Source organism: Psychroserpens luteolus (assembly GCF_021032705.1).
In the GTDB taxonomy this organism is placed as follows: domain Bacteria; phylum Bacteroidota; class Bacteroidia; order Flavobacteriales; family Flavobacteriaceae; genus Psychroserpens; species Psychroserpens luteolus.
Genome location: NZ_JAHVXI010000002.1, coordinates 26,776 through 46,045 on the forward strand (window position 1 = coordinate 26,776; position 19,270 = coordinate 46,045).

General features: G+C 33.8%; 17 protein-coding genes. 2 read left to right on the top strand and 15 right to left on the bottom strand.

Going from position 1 to position 19,270, the window contains the following annotated elements; genetic code table 11:
* Positions 1 to 44: 44 nt before the first annotated feature.
* On the top strand, positions 45 to 1,127 hold the full coding sequence (locus tag KWG70_RS05775) for an iron-containing alcohol dehydrogenase family protein (RefSeq protein WP_230935045.1): 1,083 nt from the start codon (positions 45 to 47) through the stop codon (positions 1,125 to 1,127).
* A 1-nt stretch (position 1,128) separates the two neighbouring features.
* Complete coding sequence (locus KWG70_RS05780) at positions 1,129 to 1,677, top strand: 1-acyl-sn-glycerol-3-phosphate acyltransferase (RefSeq protein ID WP_230935046.1); 549 nt, start codon at positions 1,129 to 1,131, stop codon at positions 1,675 to 1,677.
* Positions 1,678 to 1,681: 4 nt separating this feature from the next.
* Here KWG70_RS05780 and KWG70_RS05785 read toward each other — a convergent pair whose 3' ends face one another.
* The 15 genes from KWG70_RS05785 to KWG70_RS05855 form a co-directional block, all read right to left on the bottom strand.
* On the bottom strand, positions 1,682 to 2,287 hold the full coding sequence (locus KWG70_RS05785; RefSeq protein ID WP_230935047.1) for a peroxidase-related enzyme: 606 nt from the start codon (positions 2,285 to 2,287) through the stop codon (positions 1,682 to 1,684).
* Between the two features lie 13 nt (positions 2,288 to 2,300).
* Positions 2,301 to 2,714, bottom strand: coding sequence for a DUF3052 domain-containing protein (locus KWG70_RS05790; RefSeq protein ID WP_230935048.1), 414 nt, complete (start codon positions 2,712 to 2,714; stop codon positions 2,301 to 2,303).
* Positions 2,715 to 2,876: 162 nt separating this feature from the next.
* Positions 2,877 to 3,341 (bottom strand): nuclear transport factor 2 family protein, encoded by a 465-nt coding sequence (locus KWG70_RS05795; protein WP_230935049.1) that lies wholly within the window; start codon positions 3,339 to 3,341, stop codon positions 2,877 to 2,879.
* A gap of 146 nt (positions 3,342 to 3,487) precedes the next feature.
* A complete protein-coding gene (locus KWG70_RS05800) occupies positions 3,488 to 5,542 on the bottom strand; it encodes a DUF349 domain-containing protein (RefSeq protein WP_230935050.1) in 2,055 nt (684 codons plus the stop codon).
* Positions 5,543 to 5,624: 82 nt separating this feature from the next.
* Complete coding sequence (locus KWG70_RS05805) at positions 5,625 to 6,365, bottom strand: shikimate dehydrogenase family protein (RefSeq protein ID WP_230935051.1); 741 nt, start codon at positions 6,363 to 6,365, stop codon at positions 5,625 to 5,627.
* Complete coding sequence (locus KWG70_RS05810) at positions 6,358 to 7,377, bottom strand: DUF368 domain-containing protein (RefSeq protein ID WP_230935052.1); 1,020 nt, start codon at positions 7,375 to 7,377, stop codon at positions 6,358 to 6,360. The genes KWG70_RS05805 and KWG70_RS05810 overlap by 8 nt, the downstream gene beginning before the upstream one ends.
* A complete protein-coding gene (locus KWG70_RS05815) occupies positions 7,377 to 8,345 on the bottom strand; it encodes a DUF368 domain-containing protein (RefSeq protein ID WP_230935053.1) in 969 nt (322 codons plus the stop codon). The genes KWG70_RS05810 and KWG70_RS05815 overlap by 1 nt, the downstream gene beginning before the upstream one ends.
* A gap of 98 nt (positions 8,346 to 8,443) precedes the next feature.
* The gene (locus KWG70_RS05820) at positions 8,444 to 9,847 is read right to left on the bottom strand and encodes a tetratricopeptide repeat protein (protein ID WP_230935054.1); all 1,404 of its coding nucleotides are present in this window, start codon (positions 9,845 to 9,847) and stop codon (positions 8,444 to 8,446) included.
* A 168-nt stretch (positions 9,848 to 10,015) separates the two neighbouring features.
* On the bottom strand, positions 10,016 to 11,197 hold the full coding sequence (locus KWG70_RS05825) for an aspartate aminotransferase family protein (protein WP_230935055.1): 1,182 nt from the start codon (positions 11,195 to 11,197) through the stop codon (positions 10,016 to 10,018).
* On the bottom strand, positions 11,197 to 12,987 hold the full coding sequence (locus KWG70_RS05830) for an OstA-like protein (protein WP_262910612.1): 1,791 nt from the start codon (positions 12,985 to 12,987) through the stop codon (positions 11,197 to 11,199). The genes KWG70_RS05825 and KWG70_RS05830 overlap by 1 nt, the downstream gene beginning before the upstream one ends.
* Before the next feature lie 70 nt (positions 12,988 to 13,057).
* Entirely contained in the window at positions 13,058 to 14,329 is a 1,272-nt protein-coding gene (locus tag KWG70_RS05835) for an adenylosuccinate synthase (RefSeq protein WP_230935056.1), read from the bottom strand.
* Between the two features lie 7 nt (positions 14,330 to 14,336).
* Positions 14,337 to 14,792: a Fur family transcriptional regulator gene (locus KWG70_RS05840; RefSeq protein ID WP_230935057.1), complete on the bottom strand. Its 456-nt coding sequence runs from the start codon at positions 14,790 to 14,792 to the stop codon at positions 14,337 to 14,339.
* A 26-nt stretch (positions 14,793 to 14,818) separates the two neighbouring features.
* Positions 14,819 to 17,023: a RelA/SpoT family protein gene (locus tag KWG70_RS05845; protein WP_230935058.1), complete on the bottom strand. Its 2,205-nt coding sequence runs from the start codon at positions 17,021 to 17,023 to the stop codon at positions 14,819 to 14,821.
* A 124-nt stretch (positions 17,024 to 17,147) separates the two neighbouring features.
* On the bottom strand, positions 17,148 to 18,386 hold the full coding sequence (locus tag KWG70_RS05850) for a M48 family metallopeptidase (RefSeq protein WP_230935059.1): 1,239 nt from the start codon (positions 18,384 to 18,386) through the stop codon (positions 17,148 to 17,150).
* Between the two features lie 3 nt (positions 18,387 to 18,389).
* Complete coding sequence (locus KWG70_RS05855; RefSeq protein ID WP_230935060.1) at positions 18,390 to 19,190, bottom strand: TrmH family RNA methyltransferase; 801 nt, start codon at positions 19,188 to 19,190, stop codon at positions 18,390 to 18,392.
* Positions 19,191 to 19,270: the final 80 nt, after the last annotated feature.

Genomic DNA, 19,270 nt, shown 5'->3' on the forward strand with positions numbered 1-19,270 from the left:
TAAATCCAACTATGTTTTTATTTTTGTTATACGAAGACGAATAAATGAATTATAAAAATTATCCAATGGTGTCCAGAGTTGTATTTGGACGAGGCAGTTTTAATCAGTTAGGTGATATTATAGCACCTGAGCGCTTGAATAGAAAAGCACCATTTATATTTTTGGTCGATGATGTATTCAAAGGTAATTCCGATTTGACGTCTAGAATTCCTTTGGCCTACGATGACCAACTTTTATATATTTCCGCTGAACAGGAACCCAAGACATCTCAAGTTGATGAATTGGTTGAGAGCATCATCCTTACTCATAAGGATAGGCCTTCAGGTATTATTGGTATTGGTGGAGGTACGATTTTAGATCTTGCCAAAGCTGTAGCAATTATGCTTACTAACGAAGGTGAGGCTAAAAATTATCAAGGTTGGGACTTGGTTAAGAATCCTGCTATCTATCACGTCGGTATTCCAACCATATCTGGTACAGGAGCAGAAGTATCTCGTACCACTATATTAACTGGACCTGAACGAAAACTTGGTATTAATAGTGATTATACGCCTTTTGATCAAGTTATTTTAGATCCAGAACTAACTAAAGATGTTCCAAAAGATCAATGGTTTTATACAGGAATGGATTGTTTTGTGCATTGTATTGAGTCTTTAAATGGAACCTATCTTAATGCATTTAGTCAAAGTTATGGCGAGAAAGCTTTAGAACTCTGTAAGGAAATTTTTATTGAAGACAACTTATCTGAAGAGGAATCTGCAGATAAGCTTATGATGGCGTCATGGCATGGAGGTATGAGTATTGCCTATTCTCAAGTTGGTGTAGCGCATGCAATGAGTTATGGATTGGGCTATTTGTTGGGTATTAAACATGGTGTTGGAAATTGTATTGTCTTTGAACATTTAGAAGACTATTATCCGGAAGGTGTCGCTTTGTATAAAGCCATGAGAAAAAAGCACAACATAAAAATTCCTCAAGGAATTTGTGCCGACCTTCATGATGATGAATTTGACATTATGATTGATGTAGCCTTGAGTTTAGAGCCACTTTGGGAAAACGCTATAGGTAAAAATTGGAAACAAGTTATTACCAGAAATAAACTCAAAGCACTTTATCAAAAAATGTAATATGCGATGGCTAGCTCGACTTATCTATTTTAAAATTTGGGGATGGAAAGTCACTGGCAATACCAATTTTTCAAAAGATACCATTAAAAAAGCAGTGATAATAGCCGTTCCACATACAAGTTGGTACGACTTCATTATTGGTATTTTACTTCGCAAAGTAACTAATGTTAAAACTAATTTTGTAGCTAAAAAAGAATTATTTAAATGGCCGTTTGGTTGGTACTTTAGGTCAGTTGGTGGCGCAGCATTAGACCGAACATCAGGACAGAACAAGGTGGATGCTATAGCGAAACTTTTTGATGATAAAGACGAATTTAGATTAGCATTGGCTCCAGAAGGCACAAGAAAAAAAGTAAGCGAATGGAAGACCGGGTTTTACTATATCGCTAAAGCAGCTAAAGTGCCGATTATCATGTTTACCTTAGATTTTAAGAATAAGCAAAATCATATCTCAGAACCGTTTTATCCGACAGATAATGTAGAAGCAGATTTTGCCTTTATGAAAGCCTTTTATAAAGGTGTTGTTGGAAAAAAGCCTGAATACTCATAAGTCTTTATGTATGATTCCATGAACTTTCATCGTCTTTATTTTTTGGTGACAAACCCAAAATTTCGTTGTCAGTATTTACCCCTAGACCTAGTACTGTCCTATTGGCATAATTGAAATAAGCAACAACTTGATTGATCTCTAAAATTTCACCATCAGATAGTCCATAATGCTTTAATTGCTCTATATCATTTATCGTTATGCTATTCGCTTTTAAGGTCAATTTTTTAGCATAATTAATGATGCATAGTTCTTTTAAATTAAGAATGTCATCAAGCGAATCACTCTCAACATGAAGCTTTAGTTCCTTTGCTTTTTCAGAATCATTTAAAAAGCGCTTCATACCTTCGTAATGGTGTTTATAACAATAATAACAGTTGTTTATAAAACTTGTGTAGGTTCCTAAAAATTCTAAAAACCAATTCGGAAAGGTGTTATTTGAATGATGTAATACATTTTTATAAAGACTCATATGTCCTACGAGTGTATGAGGGCGTAAACTATGAATACTTAGTACATTATCAATTTGATTGTTTGGCCCTTTAATTTTATTATAAATTGATTTTAGTTTGCCTGTTGCATCTTCAAATGGAATAACTTTTATCCAACTCATGTTTAATTTAATATTAGGTTCTATCTTTTAATCTATACACAAATTTTAATCCACTCCAATCATTATCAATCGCTGCAACTTTTATATCGACAAGACCTTTATTCAAGATTAAATCTCTAATTGGTTCGCGCTTTAGGTCGGTTTTTATTTTGCTACTTCCTTTAGGCCAACTTACCCAAAACAAGCCGTTAGTTTTTAATGCAGGTTTGTAGTGGTCAATGACCTTATTTAAATCTTCAAGAGTTGTACAAAACACATGAATGAAGTCTGCAGATTTTTCGCTTGCTTCAGTGAGTTCGTTGATGTCATCAGGTAAGTCTTCAAATAAGTTAAAGTAGTGATTTGGAGCATTATATAGTAAAAATGAATAGCCAGATTTTATACCCAATTTTTTTGCCAATGGTGTTTTTGAATATCCAGAATTCATGCTAATTATTTATAAAAATATTATAGTTTTGGCACACATTTTGCAATTCATAAAGTGTAATCAAATACTGAAACATAAAGTAAGCTATTAGTCTCTAAAAAGAAACAGATATTGATTATTACAAAAGCTATTTAAGACCATCTTAAATAGCTTTTTTGTTTTTTATAGGTTTTTCTCAAACTTGCTTAATAAATGATTCGTTTGTTGGTTTAGCTTTTTTCTAAAAAAACCAGTTCCGCCTAATAGTAATCCTTTAAATCCCATAGCTTGTTTGGCCCATCTATGCAAGTTAAATTGATCGGTATGTTTAATAATTTTACCGTCTTTAAACTCAAAAGTTGCCAAAATAATATTGTGAACTTTACGCCCAGTTTTACTAAAATTATAAAAAGCTTCCCATGTGACGCTACCTTTTCCGTTATCAGAATTAATATTAGAAAATGTAACTTTAAATTCCTTTCCTTGCTGTGATGTACAAAGCATACGCCACATATTGCCTGCATGTTCACCTTTTAAAACACCAAATGCTGGGTCTTCAAAAATAATATCGTCATGATAGCATGACACCATGGTTTCAGAATCTAACTCGTTAAAGGCTTTATAAAATTTTTCTATAAGTGCGTCCATGTTTTAAATTTAGTGATTATTATGTATAAAACCCAAACTCATTGAGATGAGTATATATAAAAGTTAGAGTGAGGAGAAATCTATAAAAAGAAAAGACCATCTGTACAATTAAGCAAATGGTCTCTTATAATTTAGGCTATATTAGGTTAATACATACTCTTAACCTTTTTTAGCTTCTCTTGCCAAACCAAAAGCCCTTGTTTATGTTTTTCAATATTTTTAATCACATCTTTTACCAAAGGATTCGTTTCATCTACATTTGAGAAAAACTGCATATTATTTTCCAGTTGATTAATTTCTCCTTTTATTTCTGAAATTCTCTTTCTAATAAAATTCTGCTCATTATCGAGTAATCGTGTATCGTTTGGCTGTGCAAGGTTTTCTAATTTATTTTCAAATTTGATCATTTCCAGCTTTGCCTTGTCCATATCTAGTTTACCAAATAATCCGTCTAATGCTTTATTAAATTTTCCATCTATATAACGTTTGTTTGACGGTACGTGTCCGATAGCTTTCCAAGCCGCAATTTTCTCCTTAATCGTTTGTATATCTTTCTCTGGTTTACCAGACAATTCAAGAATCTTAAGTTCTTCTAGCATTGCCGATTTTTGTTCATAAGCAACCATTAATTCCTTATTAGCTTCATTACGTTCAGCATTTAATCTATCAAAATAAGAATTACAAGCGGCTTTAAATTCTTTCCATATTTTGTCGCTATCACGTCTCGGTACATGTCCAATTTTTTTCCAGTCGCTCTGTATTTTTTTCATTAGAGGTGTCGTGGCTGAAAAATCTTCATTGTCCTTATTATCAAGCGCAATTTGAATTAAAGCTTTCTTTTTTTCTAGATTCTCGTATTGATCTTTTTTAAGATTCTTGTAGAAGGCATTTTTATTTCTATTAAATGTTCTAACTGCGCCTTTAAATTTTGACCAAGTGGCTTCATTCATTTTTTGAGGCACTCTACCTGCATTAAAAAAGTCTTTTCTTAACGCTTCGATAGCTTTTATTTTCTTCTGCCAAGCTTGATGAGAACTAGTTGTATCTGCTGCAACTTCTTCAATTTTTGAAATAATATCTTCCTTGTGTTCCAGATTTTTTTCTCGTGCTTTATCTAAATCGGCATAATAAGCTTGACGTTTGTCATGAATAGTTTTGGTTGCGTTACTAAAACGTTCCCAAATCTCATCACGATGTTCTCTTGCTACAGGACCTAAATCTTCTTTCCATAATTTATGAAGGACTTGCAATTCTCTAAACGAGCGGTTGATATTATCGTCTTTTGCTAATTCTTCAGCACGTTCAATAATTTTAGTTTTTTGTTCGAGATTATGCTTAAAGTCCATATCGCGTAAATCCCGATTGAGGTGCAATACGTCATAAAAAATCTCTACGTGATGGTGGTAAGAGTTCCAGGCATTATTATATCGATCTCTAGGAATAGGTCCAGCATTGCGCCATTGTTCCTGAAGATCTTTGAAATGCTTATAGGTTGTGTTAATATTTTCCTCGGCGTTTACTAAGCCTTTAATTTCCTCTATAATAGCAAGTCGTCTTTCAAGATTTGCCTTTAAATTGTTTTCACGCTCTTTATAGTAAGCACTTAAACTATTTCTATACGTTTTAAACGCATTATTAAAACGTTTTTTTACTGGAGAGGAGTAGTAGAAATCAATTTCATTTCCACCTTCGTTGATAAACTCTTCTTTTTTCTCATCGAGCAATGCATCAAATTTAGAATTGAATTCTGATTTGATCTCATCAACTTGGGTTTTTATATTTTGAATTTTATGGTTATCTATAAGATGTTCAAACTCTATAGTGAGCTGCTCCATAGACATTGAGTGGTAGTCTTTAGATTCTAGCTCATGACGTTCAGCATTTTCTTCATCTTCAGCATCCTCAGCGTTTGCCTCTTCAATTTCCTCTACATGTGCATCTGCTTTGGCCGTATCTTCGACAACAACTTCGGTCGTTTCTTTTGAAGTTTCACTAGTTGATTCTTTGCTAATTTCTGAAGGCGTTTCGGCTTCTCCAACTTCTGCTTTAGTAGCCTCTTCAGTAGATGCTTTAGGCACTTCTTTTTGGTCTTCGGAAATAGGCTCCTCTGAAGGTTGCTGTTTTTCAGGTGTTTGAGGTACTTCAGTAGTTTTTAATTCAGTTTTTCCATCTGCTTCTTGCAGGTTATCATTCTCAGACATTTTTCAATGTTTTATGTATTAGAAGGCTAATATACAACCAAGCGACTGATTTACAAAAAGAAGTCTGTTAATGATATTTTTTTTAAAAGGTAGATTTCCATATTTTCCATGCTTTTTCAGCTTGAAAAACTAGCATTTGATATCCATTAACTGTATGTGCTCCTTGAAGTTTACCAGCTTTTAAAAACTTGGTTTCTTCAGGATTATAAATTAGATCGTAGAGTAGGTGTTTAGCGGTAATCCCATCATATGGAATATCTGGACATGAGTTTACATTTGGATGTGTTCCAATTGGTGTACAATTAATAATGATTGTGTAGTTTTTTATAGTGTCTAAATCTAAATTGTCATAGGTAAATTTAACACCATCTTTTTTTGATCGAGATACATAATCATACTTAATATTTAACTTTTTGAAAGTGTATGCTATAGCTTTCGAAGCACCTCCAGTACCAAGTATTAGTGCTTTTTTATGATGGGATTTAAGAAAAGGTTTTATAGTTTTTTTAAAGCCGTAACAATCTGTATTATAGCCTTTTAGCTTTCCTTTGGAGTTTATGGTGATGGTATTAACCGCTCCTATTTTTTTTGCTTTTTTACCTAGAGCATCTAAATAGGGAATAACCTCTTCTTTGTAAGGAATGGTTACGTTGAGTCCCTTAATATTAGAATTGTGTTTTAATAATTGTGGTAATTCGGAAATATGCTCTAAGTCAAAATTCTCATAAGTAAATGCCAATTGGAGGGTTTCAAATTTCTGAGAAAAATACTCTCGAGAAAATGAGTATGAGATATGCCGTCCTAATAATCCTAATCTAGACATACGCTTTATTTGTACGTTGGCCGTACCATTCTAGAGCGAGCACGACTAAAATTCCTAAAATAATATAACCAATGGCAAAATAGGTTTCTGTATTAAAATCTGGTAAAAAGCGTTCATAATTAGAAATAATCTTTCCGCCATTAGAATCTAATAAGAAACTACCATCTTCTTGTGTTTTGAATATGGTTTTTTTCCATGGCCATACCACGCCTAGTGATCCTACTATAAAACCAATAATAGATGCTGTAGTAATGCTTTTATAGTGTTTTAGTACATAACTCAATAGATGAGAAAAAGTGACCAAGCCTGTTACAGATCCTAAGGTAAACATACCTAATACTTTGAGTAACCTAATACGCATTGCATTTTCAACAAAACTAAAATCGCCAGTAATTAGCTCGGCAAAGGTATCGTAAAGTGCATTCACAGAGTCTACAAGCAATAAGACATAGTTTCCTAATATAATAAGAATGAATGAACCAGAAAATCCGGGAAGAGTCATTCCAGACACACTTATAATTCCACAGAAAAAGACAAAAATTAAATTATCATTTTCTTTTGCGGGATCTAAAAAGCTAATGGCGACTCCAAGTGCAATACCAATAATAAGCGAAAGGATACTTTTATAATTCCAATCCTTAAAATCCTTATTGATATAGTATATAGAGCCTACGATCATTCCGAAGAATAAACTCCAGACATACAATTCATAATTTTGAAGGAAATAGTCTAGGATTTTAGAAACACTGAAATAACTAACAATCATTCCAAAGAACAATAAGCCTAAGAATTTTCCATTGATATAACGATAAAAACTATTAAATCGACCATTAAATAACAATTTAAAAGCTGTTTTATTAACGCGTTGTAGGGAATAAATAAACTCTTCATAAAAGCCAGCGACAAAGGCTACAACTCCACCAGAAACACCAGGGACTTTATTTGCTGCTCCCATACCTAGCCCTTTAATAACTAGGAAAATCTTATCTTTTAGCGTTCTAGTGCTTTCCATTAAACAGTTGGCTTTTTATGTCCTAAACTTTCAAGAATTAGAATGGAGGCAAATCCTAATATAACTAAAACTAACGCAAGAACAATTTGGTTGTCTCCTATGTATGAGGTAGGCAAAATGCTTTCATCTAACACAGTTACTTCTAGGCCTTCAGAATTAATACGTGTTTTAAGAATTTCTTTCCAAGGCCATATTTTATTTAGCGAACCAATCATAAATCCAGTGAGGATAGCCAAGGTCAGATTTTTTTTGTGCTTAAACATCCAGTTGAGCAACTTCGAAAATACTTTTAGTCCAACAATAGCGCCAACGCCTAGTAAAAAGAATTTTAACAAAGCATCTTTTAGCAGATCGAAATTTCCAGTAGACAACCCTTCTAAAAGATTATTAACTGTATTTATTGCCGTTTCATAAGCGCCAAGAATAAGTAATATAAACGCACCTGAAACTCCTGGTAAGATCATGGCAATTATTGCTATAAAGCCACAAAACAACAAGTATATTGAACTATCTGGTGATGCAAAAGGTTCGGCTAGTGTAATAAAATACGAAAGTACTGATGTTATAATAATAGCTATAATGACCTGTAGAGACCATGTTTTTATTTGTTTTGCTATGTACAATATACTTGCCAGAACAAGTCCAAAGAAAAATGACCACAATAGTATGGGTTCATTGTGTAATAAATACTTAATGAGTTTTGCCAACGATAAAATACTAATGGCGACACCAGAAAATAAGGCGAGTAGAAATGTTCCGTTTATAGAATTCCAAGCAGTCTTAAATCCTTGTTGTTTCCAAGTTTTGAAAACACTCAAGTTGATATTGTCTATACTTTCAATAAGTTCTTCATAAATACCAGAAATAAAAGCTATGGTCCCACCAGAAACTCCTGGAACAACATCTGCTGCTCCCATTGCAATGCCTTTAAGTGTAATAAGAAAGTAATCTTTGAATTGTCTTTGCATGTTGTTTTTAATCGCTAGGGTAAAGGTATGAAATAGCTATGAGTAATTTCAGACAAAAACTAAAATGATTTGAGTTGTTCTAACAGAAATAAGGCTATTTATTTCTTGGCGTTGGCAATCATTTCAACTACCGAAGGCCTGTGCATAACATTGGGAAATAATTCTTCTAAGACGAACTCATACTCATGATTGAGCAGCAGTGCATTTTTGAGATGATAATGTCCTTTGCTGTTTTGATTGAGTGTAAAATTTAAGCCAGCTAACCTAAATTCGAGTTCAGCAGTCTCTGGATAGAATTCGGCAGCTTGAATCAAATTAATAATAGACGCTTCATATTCACCCAAAGCAATAAGGATATCTGCTCTAGATAACCATGTTTGTAGTTCGTAATTACCTAGATCTAGTGTCTTTTTATAACCACGCTCGGCTTCTTCAAGAAAATTAAGACGTTGGTTAATTTGAGCGTATAATTTCCAATATACCACATTTTCACCATCTATATTTATGGCTTTATTGATGTAAAACAATGCTTTTAGATAATTCTGCTTCTTATTATAAAACTTTGTTATTGCAATCCATCCTTTGTCGAGTAGTGGGTCTTCATGAACTGTTTTATAAAAATACTGCACAGCAAGATCATCATTTCCAAGTTTTTCATAACAATAGCCAATTCGTAGCAAAGCAAATGAAGTTGGCTCATCTAGCGCCAGAGTAATTTTATAATTATCAATGGCTTCATGGTATAATTTTTTCTTTTCTAAGACTTTTCCCTTTTCTAAATATGCTCCAACAAAGCTGTCATCTGAAATAATCGCAAAGTCAAAAGCAGCTAATGCCTTGTCATAATCTTTGATTGTGAAATACTGACGCCCTAGTTGGTGCCAAGCCACTTCGCAATACGGGTTTTTATCTAGATAGGTATTCAAAAACGTAATGGCATCTTCGTTTTCATCTAAAAAATCATAGCAATAAATAATATTATATAAGGCTGAGTAGTCCTCTAAATCTAATTCTAAACATTTTTTGAAATATGTTCTTGCATTATGAAATTGGTCCAAAAATAAATACTCCATACCAATTAATGCGTAAAGGTCACTAGTGCCTTCATCACCTTGAGACAAGTCAAGCGCAATTAATAAGGTTTGAACTGCTTTTTCGTGTTCATCTTGTTTTGAAAGCACATTGGCTTTTTGAATATATATTTCTTCATTAGAAGGTTCTAAAATATGAAGTTCATCAAGTAACTTGTCTGCTTCATCAAACTTGTTCTCTAAGACATATAGTTCTGTTTGAAATAATTTTAGATTTATGGAAGAGGGATGTTGTTCGAGGCCTAATTTTACAGCTTTTTTTGCTAAAGCTATTTTACCTGTTTCCAGATAATGATGTATAATGTTTTCAAATTCTCCAGAATCAAAGAACAAAACATTATTAGTCTTGAGCATTGATTCAAATCGATTAAGCGAAATATTGTTGTTGTCTTGAGGTAGACCAAACTCCATAAGCAAATAGCATTGTTTGTTAAATAAAAGTACTCTTATCAGTTAAAATTTTTAACATCTAGGTTTAATGTTTTCAACAAAATAGTTAACAGGTAGAGTAGTAGTTAAGATTAGTTGATTTTAGGTTCTAAAAATCAAATACTTAATACAATAAAGAAGTAGCATAAATTATGCCGAAATAGAATCTAAAACTTGAGTTATGATCTTACATCCTTTAATAATTTCAGCTTTTGAAATGGTTAAAGGTGGTGTAATTCGGATGGCGCATGGTTCAAAAAGTAGCCAAAATAGTATTAATCCTTCATCTTGGCACTTCAAAATCACTTCATTTGTGACATCAGCAGATGGTGTTATAGCAGCTAACATTAATCCTTGTCCGCGTATTTCTGTAATTAATTCATGTTGCAAATGTTCACGAATTAATTGCTCTTTTTCCAAAGTTTCTTTTATGAGATTGCTCTCTGTAATCTCTTTTACTGTGGCTAGTGCAGCAGCTGCTATGACTGGATGACCACCAAAGGTAGTGATGTGACCAAGTTTAGGTGCATCTTGTAATGCATTCATAAATGTTGTCGAAGAAGTAAATGCACCAATAGGCATGCCTCCTCCTAAACCTTTTCCAGTAACTAATATATCTGGTATACAGTTGTAATGTTCAAATCCGAAAAGTTTTCCTGTTCGTCCAAACCCAGGTTGGATTTCATCTAATATTAATAAAGCACCAACATCATCACAGCGTTTACGAACTTTTTCTAAATAATTATCCAAAGGAAGAATAAAGCCTGCTCCACCTTGAATCGTTTCTAAAATGACAGCAGCCGTTTTATGCGTAATTTTTGATAATTCCTCTTCATTATTAAATTGAATGAAACGTACATCAGGAACCAATGGTCTGAACACACGTTTTCGTTCTTCGTAACCCATCACGCTCATAGAGCCCATAGTATTTCCATGATAGGCATGATGTGCAGCTACAATTTCACTGCGTCCGGTAACACGTTTTGCTAATTTTAGCGCACCTTCAATAGCTTCTGTACCAGAATTGGTTAAATAGGTTTTTTCTAAATTCTTCGGAAGGTGTGCTGCCAATAACTTTGAGAGTTCCACTGCTGGTTCTTGGATATACTCACCATAAACCATCACGTGTAGATACTTATCTAGTTGTGCTTTTATAGCTTCAACTACTTTAGGATGTTTATGACCTAAACTACACGCAGAAACACCAGCTACAAAATCTAAATACGCCTTTTGGTTGGTATCATAAATATAAGAGCCTTCGGCATGTGATATGGACATTGCCAAAGGATGAGGGGTTGTTTGCGCTTGATATTTGAAGAAATCTTCTTTCATCAATTATCTTTCTTTGCTTTAGAGTATACAGGTAATTTGTTTTTTAAGGGTTTAGACTGTTTTTTAAGTCTGTCCTTTTTGGGAATCTGCCTATTGGCTTTATTTTCTTTGCTCTTGTCTTTTTTCTTTGCTGTATCTACACGTTTCATAAGAGCATCATCAAAAAACTCTTCATCTTCAACATAAGGATCTAATCCTTTAATTACTGGTAAAACCAAGGGAGGGTCATCGCTAAATAAATCATCAACGCTTTTGGGTTGTTCATCACCTCTCCAATCAAAACCTCTAAATTTTCGAGCGTTCTCTGGAAACTGTGATTCCGGATATATATCACCATCTACTTGATTTAGTAGGGTGATAATCTTATAAGGTCCGTCAAATTGAAGATTAATACTTCCAGATTTCGATTTATTGATACCAATTAAGGTGTCTTTGTCGTCTCGAGTATAAAAAATGATTTCAGCATTCTTTATAATATCAACATTGTAGAGTTCATTATCTTTAAATAATCCTATTAATTTCTGACCTTTTATTTGATTGAATCCATCACCAAGTGTATCCTTGCTTATCAAAAAAGCATTATCGAAGACTTTAAGAGAATCGAGTTCTTCTTTTTCAACATCTGAAATCAAATGAATGGAATCACCTGTCATTTGATTTCCGAGATTCCAGAGTATAGGCCTTCGTTTTACAGAAAATTCATCACCAGTAGAATAGCGTTTTAAATTTATTAATTGGGTCAATCCAGTTTTGTGGTCGGCATGAATAGAATCTGCTTTTCCACTCATATCACTTTTATACATTTTAGCATTGTAATACGCTCTTGTGATACGATGTTCAGGTTTCCCAGTCACCATTAGGGTATCGGCATGTATATATATAGAATCTTGATCTTGAACCGTTATGGCTAGTGCGCGTTTGGTTATAAAAACGGAATCTTTGGCTCTAAAGACTTCAGCATAATGTCCTTTAACGATACTCTTATTAATGGTATCTGTAACCGTAATATTATTTGTTGCAGACGCAAAACTGTTAGTCCTATCAAAATATAAACTATCACCTTCAACTCTTCGATTGTCATAGTCGATCTTCGAATTCTTTATAAAATAACCAACATCGTTATTGGTATCGTAAAATCCACGTTCAGAATATACTTTACTTGTTTCCCCAACGATTGTTGATGGTCCATACATATAAGCGTGTCCAGTTTCCGAATAAAAATCGAGCTGATTTGTATTTAGGGTATATTCTGGATTAACAAGAACAACATCTTTATAAAAACGATATTTGCTTTCATTGAGATAGTAGCGACCAATCTGACTCGTAATGGTGCCCGATGAGTCTCTAACAACCTTACCCATGCTCTTGTAATAGGCTTGTTGCTTAGTTCTATCAAAATATAAGGTGTCTGTGGTGAGCGTCGATTGAGGTTCTGTTAATACGACATCACCAGCAGCAAAGGCAAGTTGTGTAATGCCGCTATACTCCACATATTTTGAGGTCATGTTAATGGTATCACCTTGTTTGATAACGACATTACTAAAAGCTTCAATAAAGTCTTCGTTTTGATAATAAATGGCTTTGTCACACCACATATCAACACCTTCATGTACAATATGAATTTGACCTTGATCACTACGAACAAATGTTGTAACGTTAGGACCTGAAAGTGAATCTCTAACCGTAAAACCAGAGTATTCTATAAAGATTTTCTTTGATTCTTGAGAATAGGAATATGCTGTTGTTAAACAACCTGCTAGTATAAGTATGTATCTGAATATTAGATTCAAGTCAATGTGATTTGCTCCAAAAATAACTATAATCTCTTCGGAATAGTATGCCTTAACAGATTTTTAATACCTAGCGATTGATGGTCTGTGTTCGATCTGGACCAACAGACACTATAGTGATAGGAATTTCTAATTCTTTTTCCAAAAATGCGATGTATTCGTTTAATTCTGAAGGGAACTCTGATACGTCTCTCATTTTGGTTAGATCTTCTTTCCAACCTTTGAAATCTGTATAGATTGGTGTCACATTCTCTTGCTCGATATTAAATGGTAAGTGCGTGATTGTTTCACCTTTATATTTGTAGGCTGTACATACTTTTAAAGTTTTAAAACCTGAGAGTACATCACCTTTCATCATACTCAATTGAGTAACACCATTTACTTGACAAGCATATTTAAGAGCAACCAGATCTAGCCATCCGCAACGTCTAGGCCGACCAGTTACGGCACCAAACTCATGACCAATACGTGCCATTTCGGCTCCAGTTTCATCAAATAATTCGGTGGGAAATGGACCTGACCCAACACGAGTGGTATAGGCTTTAAAAATTCCGAATACTTCGCCAATCCTATTTGGTGCAACTCCTAGACCAGTACAGGCTCCAGATGCTGTTGTATTTGATGATGTCACAAACGGATAGGTTCCGAAGTCGATATCTAGTAATGATCCTTGAGCACCTTCAGCTAAAATTGGTTTTCCTGCTTTTAATGCTTGGTTTAAATACTCTTCACTATCTATAAATTGTAATTCTTTCAGACGTTCAACTGCAGAAAAGAATTCATCTTCCATTTCTTTTAAATCATATTGGATGTCTACATTGTAAAATCCGATCATTGCTTCATGTTTGTTAGCTAGAGAACGATACTTATCTTTCCAATTGTCTAATTCAAGATCACCAATTCTAATTCCGTTCCGACCAGTTTTATCCATATAAGTCGGCCCAATACCTTTAAGAGTAGAACCAATTTTGGCTTTTCCTTTAGACGTTTCAGAAGCTGCATCTAATAAACGATGTGTTGGTAAAATTACATGAGCTTTTCTTGAAATTATCAATTTTGATTTATAATCTAAATCAAACTTATCTAAGCCATCTAATTCCTGCACAAAAACAACAGGATCGATTACAACACCATTTCCTATCACGTTGATAGAATCATCATGAAAAATCCCTGACGGAATTGTTCTTAGAACATGTTTGATACCATCAAATTCTAAGGTGTGTCCAGCATTTGGTCCACCTTGAAAACGAGCAATAATATTGTATTTGGAGGTGAGTACATCAACAATTTTTCCTTTGCCTTCGTCGCCCCATTGTAATCCTAGTAGTAAATCTACTGCCATTGTGTAATTAGTTAGTTGGTTTGTTTTTTGTTCCGTAAAAGTAGAGAGAGTGGTTAGAGATAGAAATATCAAAAACCTCTTCGATTGTTTTTTTAATTGATTGAATTCGAGGGTCACAGAACTCGATGACTTCGCCAGTGTCTGTCATAATCACATGATCATGTTGTTTATCGAAATATGATTTTTCATAGTGGGCTTGGTTTTGACCAAACTGATGCTTTCTTACCAAAGCACATTCCATTAATATTTCAATAGTATTGTAAAGTGTAGCACGACTTACACGATAGTTTTTATTTTTCATTTTAATATACAAAGATTCAATATCAAAATGTTCTTCACTATCATAAATTTCTTGAAGAATAGCGTAGCGCTCAGGTGTTTTTCTGTGGCCTTTTTCTTCTAAGAACTTTGTAAAAACGTTTTTTACAATCTCTTGGTTAGTCTGTTCTGTATTTTCACTCATAATCAAGGCACAAATTTACACATTTTTTAGACTCTAGTCACCTTATCTATTCCATTAATTTTTTTAAGATTATCAATTAGTTTTTTTAGCATGTTAATATTATTAACTACAACATTAATCTTACCACTAAACACGCCATCATCTGTCTCAAAACTGATGCTTTTCATGTTCACATGCATGTTAGAAGAAATAACCTCTGTAATGTTATTAACCAAGCCTAAATTATCAATACCAGATAGCTTAATTTGTGTTGCAAACTCTTGCTGTGTAGAATCGATCCATTTGGCTTGCATTATACGATATGCATAATTGGATTGCATACTAAGTGCATTCGGACAATTTTTTTTATGAACTTTTATACCATCATTTATGGTTAGAAATCCAAATACCGGATCACCAGGTATAGGATTACAACATGTAGATAGCTTATAATCTAATTTTTCTTCCTCTTTGCCAAATACTAGTTGATCGTATTTTGAGGTAATCTCATCTTTATCAATATCTGGAGCAGCGGTTGGTTTACGAATTCTATTTTTAATATAACTCATAAACATATTACTACGAGAAGAGGCATAGTCTTTAAGCATGCTATTATCTATAGTACCAATACCAACTCTATAAAATAGATCTAAGCTTGTTTTGAGTTTGAAATGGTTTACCATTTCATTCACCGATTTTTCATCGAGTAGAATTTTAAGCTGTTTAAGCTTTCGTCTTAAAATTTCCTTTCCTTCTTCGGCGACATCTTTTTTCTCTGCTTTGAGCGATGATTTAATTTTACTTCTGGCTCTTGCTGTAGTTGCATAGTCTAGCCAGTTACGGTTTGGTTTTATGTTTTCGGCTGTTAGAATTTCGACTTGATCACCACTATTGAGTTCATGACTCAAAGGGACCAGTTTTCCGTTTACTTTTGCACCTTTAGTCTTCATGCCAACTTCGGTATGAATACTAAATGCAAAATCGATAGGAGTAGCACCTTTTGGTAATGATTTTAATTGACCTTTAGGCGAGAACACGAATATTTCTTTTGAATACAGATTAAGTTTAAACTGTTCAACAAAATCGACGGCATTAGTTTCATTGCTTTCTAAAGCCTCTTGTAGCTTATCAATCCATGTATCCAAAGCATCTTCGGCATTACCTTGCTTATACTTATAGTGAGCAGCATAGCCTTTTTCGGCAATTTCATTCATACGTTCACTTCGAATTTGAACTTCAACCCATCTACTTTTTGGACCCATTACAGTAATGTGAAGGGCTTCATAACCTGTAGATTTTGGTGACGAAATCCAATCGCGTAATCGTGTTGGATTAGGTCTAAAATGATCTGTCACTATAGAATAAATTTTCCAGGCTAGGAATTTTTCATTTTTAAAATCGGATTTGTAGATAATCCTTACGGCAAACTTATCATAGACTTCCTCAAAATTAACTCCTTGTTTAACGATCTTTTTTCTGATGGAGTAAATCGACTTTGGTCGCCCTTTAATTTCGTAGTTAAGACCTTCTTTATCTAATGAATCTACTATGACTTTAGAAAAATCTTTAATATAGCTATCCTGTTCGGCTTTACTATCTTGTATTTTCTCTAGAAGATCATTGTATACTTCAGGCTCGGTGTATTTGAGTCCGAGATCTTCAAGTTCTGTTTTTATATTATAGAGTCCAATTCTATGAGCAAGAGGCGCATAGATGTATAAGGTTTCCGAAGCGATCTTCTCTTGTTTATCCTTACGCATGGAATCCATGGTTTGCATATTGTGAAGACGATCGGCTATTTTAATAATGATTACACGAACATCATCATTAAGCGTTAATAACATCTTCCGGAAATTTTCAGCTTGGGTAGATACATCTGCATCTTTACTCAGTGAAGAAATCTTGGTTAACCCATCGACAATGCGCGCCACAGTTTCACCAAACAGGCGTTCGATATCGTCTTTTGTATAATCTGGGTTATCTTCAACAACATCATGAAGTAGGGCAGCAGCAATACTTGTTGCGTCCAATCCAATCTCACTTGCAACGATCTTCGCTACAGCAATAGGATGAAAGATATAGGCTTCGCCCGATTTTCTTCGTTGTCCGTTATGCGCATCTACAGCAACTTCAAAGGCTTCTCTTATTAGTTTTTTATCCTCTTTGGAGAGGGTTTGATAACTTACTTTTAGGAGCTCTTTGTAGGCTTTGGCAATCTCAGCATTTTCTTTTTCAATCTCTACTTCAGTCATAGAACTAAAGTATGAATAAGAATTTTAATGTGCAACGGGTTTTTGGGTTTATTATAAGTAAATTAACTCTTACTAATTAAATGGTCTGGCAGAAAATTTTGAACGGTCTTGAGATGTGTTCTTACTATTGCATTTTCCTCAAATTCTTTACACGATCTAAAAGCGTAGGATGTGAATAGTGTGCATATACATATGAGGGATGCGGTGTTAAATTGCTCAAACTATTTTTGGAGAGTTTTTTTAATGAGGTCACTAATGGTTCAGCTTTATAAGTGTCTTTAGCATAATCATCGGCCTGATATTCAAACTTACGCGAGAGGTGATTCATGACTAAGCTTGTTAATTCTGAAATAGGTGAGTAGAGCAGTCCGAAAGCAATTAAACCAACATGAAAACTATGTGTTTCAACACCAAGCGCATTTGATAGTAAAGTGTTAGATATAAAAATTGAGAGGATAAAAAAGGTGAGTCCAGTTAAAGCGATGGACGCTATCAGATTATATATAATATGTTGTCGTTTGTAATGTCCAACTTCGTGAGCTAGCACTGCAACAATTTCTTCCTCATTAAGTTCTTTAATCAATGTGTCATAAAGTGTCACACGTTTTTCACTACCAAACCCTGAAAAATAAGCATTGGCTTTGGTGCTGCGTTTAGAGCCATCGATAATAAATATCTTATCCAAATTAAAGCCTACAGATTTAGCATATTCCGAAATTTTATCTCGTAAGCTTCCATCCTCCAAAGGTGTTTGTTTATTAAATAAAGGAACAATAAGTTTGGAGTAAAACATATTCATGAAAACGGTGAATACAGTCACAATTCCCCAAGCATATAACCAAAACAAATCTTGTGTTTGTTGATAAAACCAAATAATTAGAGCTAAAATACCACCTCCAATAATAGCCATCATCAACAACCCTTTAATCTTATCAAGTATAAATGTTTTTTTTGTGGTTTTATTAAAACCGAATTGTTCTTCAATAACAAAAGTTTTATAATAACTAAAAGGTGTAGATATAATATCGCTTCCAAGCATAATGATTCCGAAGAAAATCAGTGCCACTATAATTGGATGCTCACTAAAATTTCTAGCAATAGTATCAACATATTCAAAGCCATCGAACCATAAAAATCCAAGAGTTAAAGTTAGGGAAAAGAGTGAACTCCATATGCCAAATTTATAGTTGGTTTTTTTATAAGCTTGAGATTTTTTGTATTCATTGTCGTCATAAACATCACTTAATTCATCTGGTATTGGATCACTGTAATGTTTTGCATTGAGCGCATCTAAATATTTATCAATAATAAAGTTGATGATAATAATTGAAATAATAGTATAGAAAAGCGTATCTGTTGTCATATGCTAATTAAATTTTCGTTGTCGTTTGGCCTCAAAAATGAGAATTCCTGCAGCCACAGAAACATTCATACTATCAATTACGCCTTGCATTGGAATAATAATATTTTGAGTTGAATTATTCAACCAATCATTGCTCAATCCAGTAGCTTCAGTACCAACGACGATAGCAGTTGCTTTCGAAAAATCTTGCGTATGATAATCTACAGAAGCCTGCAAAGCTGCGCAGTAAATTGAAATGTTTTCCTGCTTTAGGAAAGCTATAATATTAGTTGTTGTATCTATTGCAACTTGATTGGTGAATACACAGCCTACGCTAGATCTAATAATATTAGGATTGTACAAATCACTTTTCGGATTTGCTATAATCACAGCATCAACATTAGCGGCATCTGCTGTACGAAGTAGAGCGCCAATGTTCCCTGGTTTCTCTGGTGCTTCGGCAACGAGTACTAACGGATTTTGTTTGTCAAATTTTAAATGTTCAATGCTATGCGACTTAATTTTAGCAATAGCGATTATACCTTCTGTAGTATCGCGATGTGCTAATTTCTGAAAGACCTCTTTAGAGATTTCGATAAGTTCAGTTTCTGGAGTAATTATGGACTTTATTGTTTCTTTAGAGATCAATTCAGAGTAAAACAAAACTGTCTTGATATGATAGTTAGCACTTAGAGCCAAACTTAATTCTCGTTGACCTTCAATAATAAAAAGCCCATTTTTTTTTCGTTCACGAGACTTTTCCTTTAAAACAATAATTTGTTTTACCAATTGATTTTGTAAACTCGTAATGGCTTTATGACTCATTTATTCTCTTTAAACGGTTACAAATTTAAGCTTTTATAAGTCATCCACAATGCCAAATACGTTATAGCATTTTATTAATA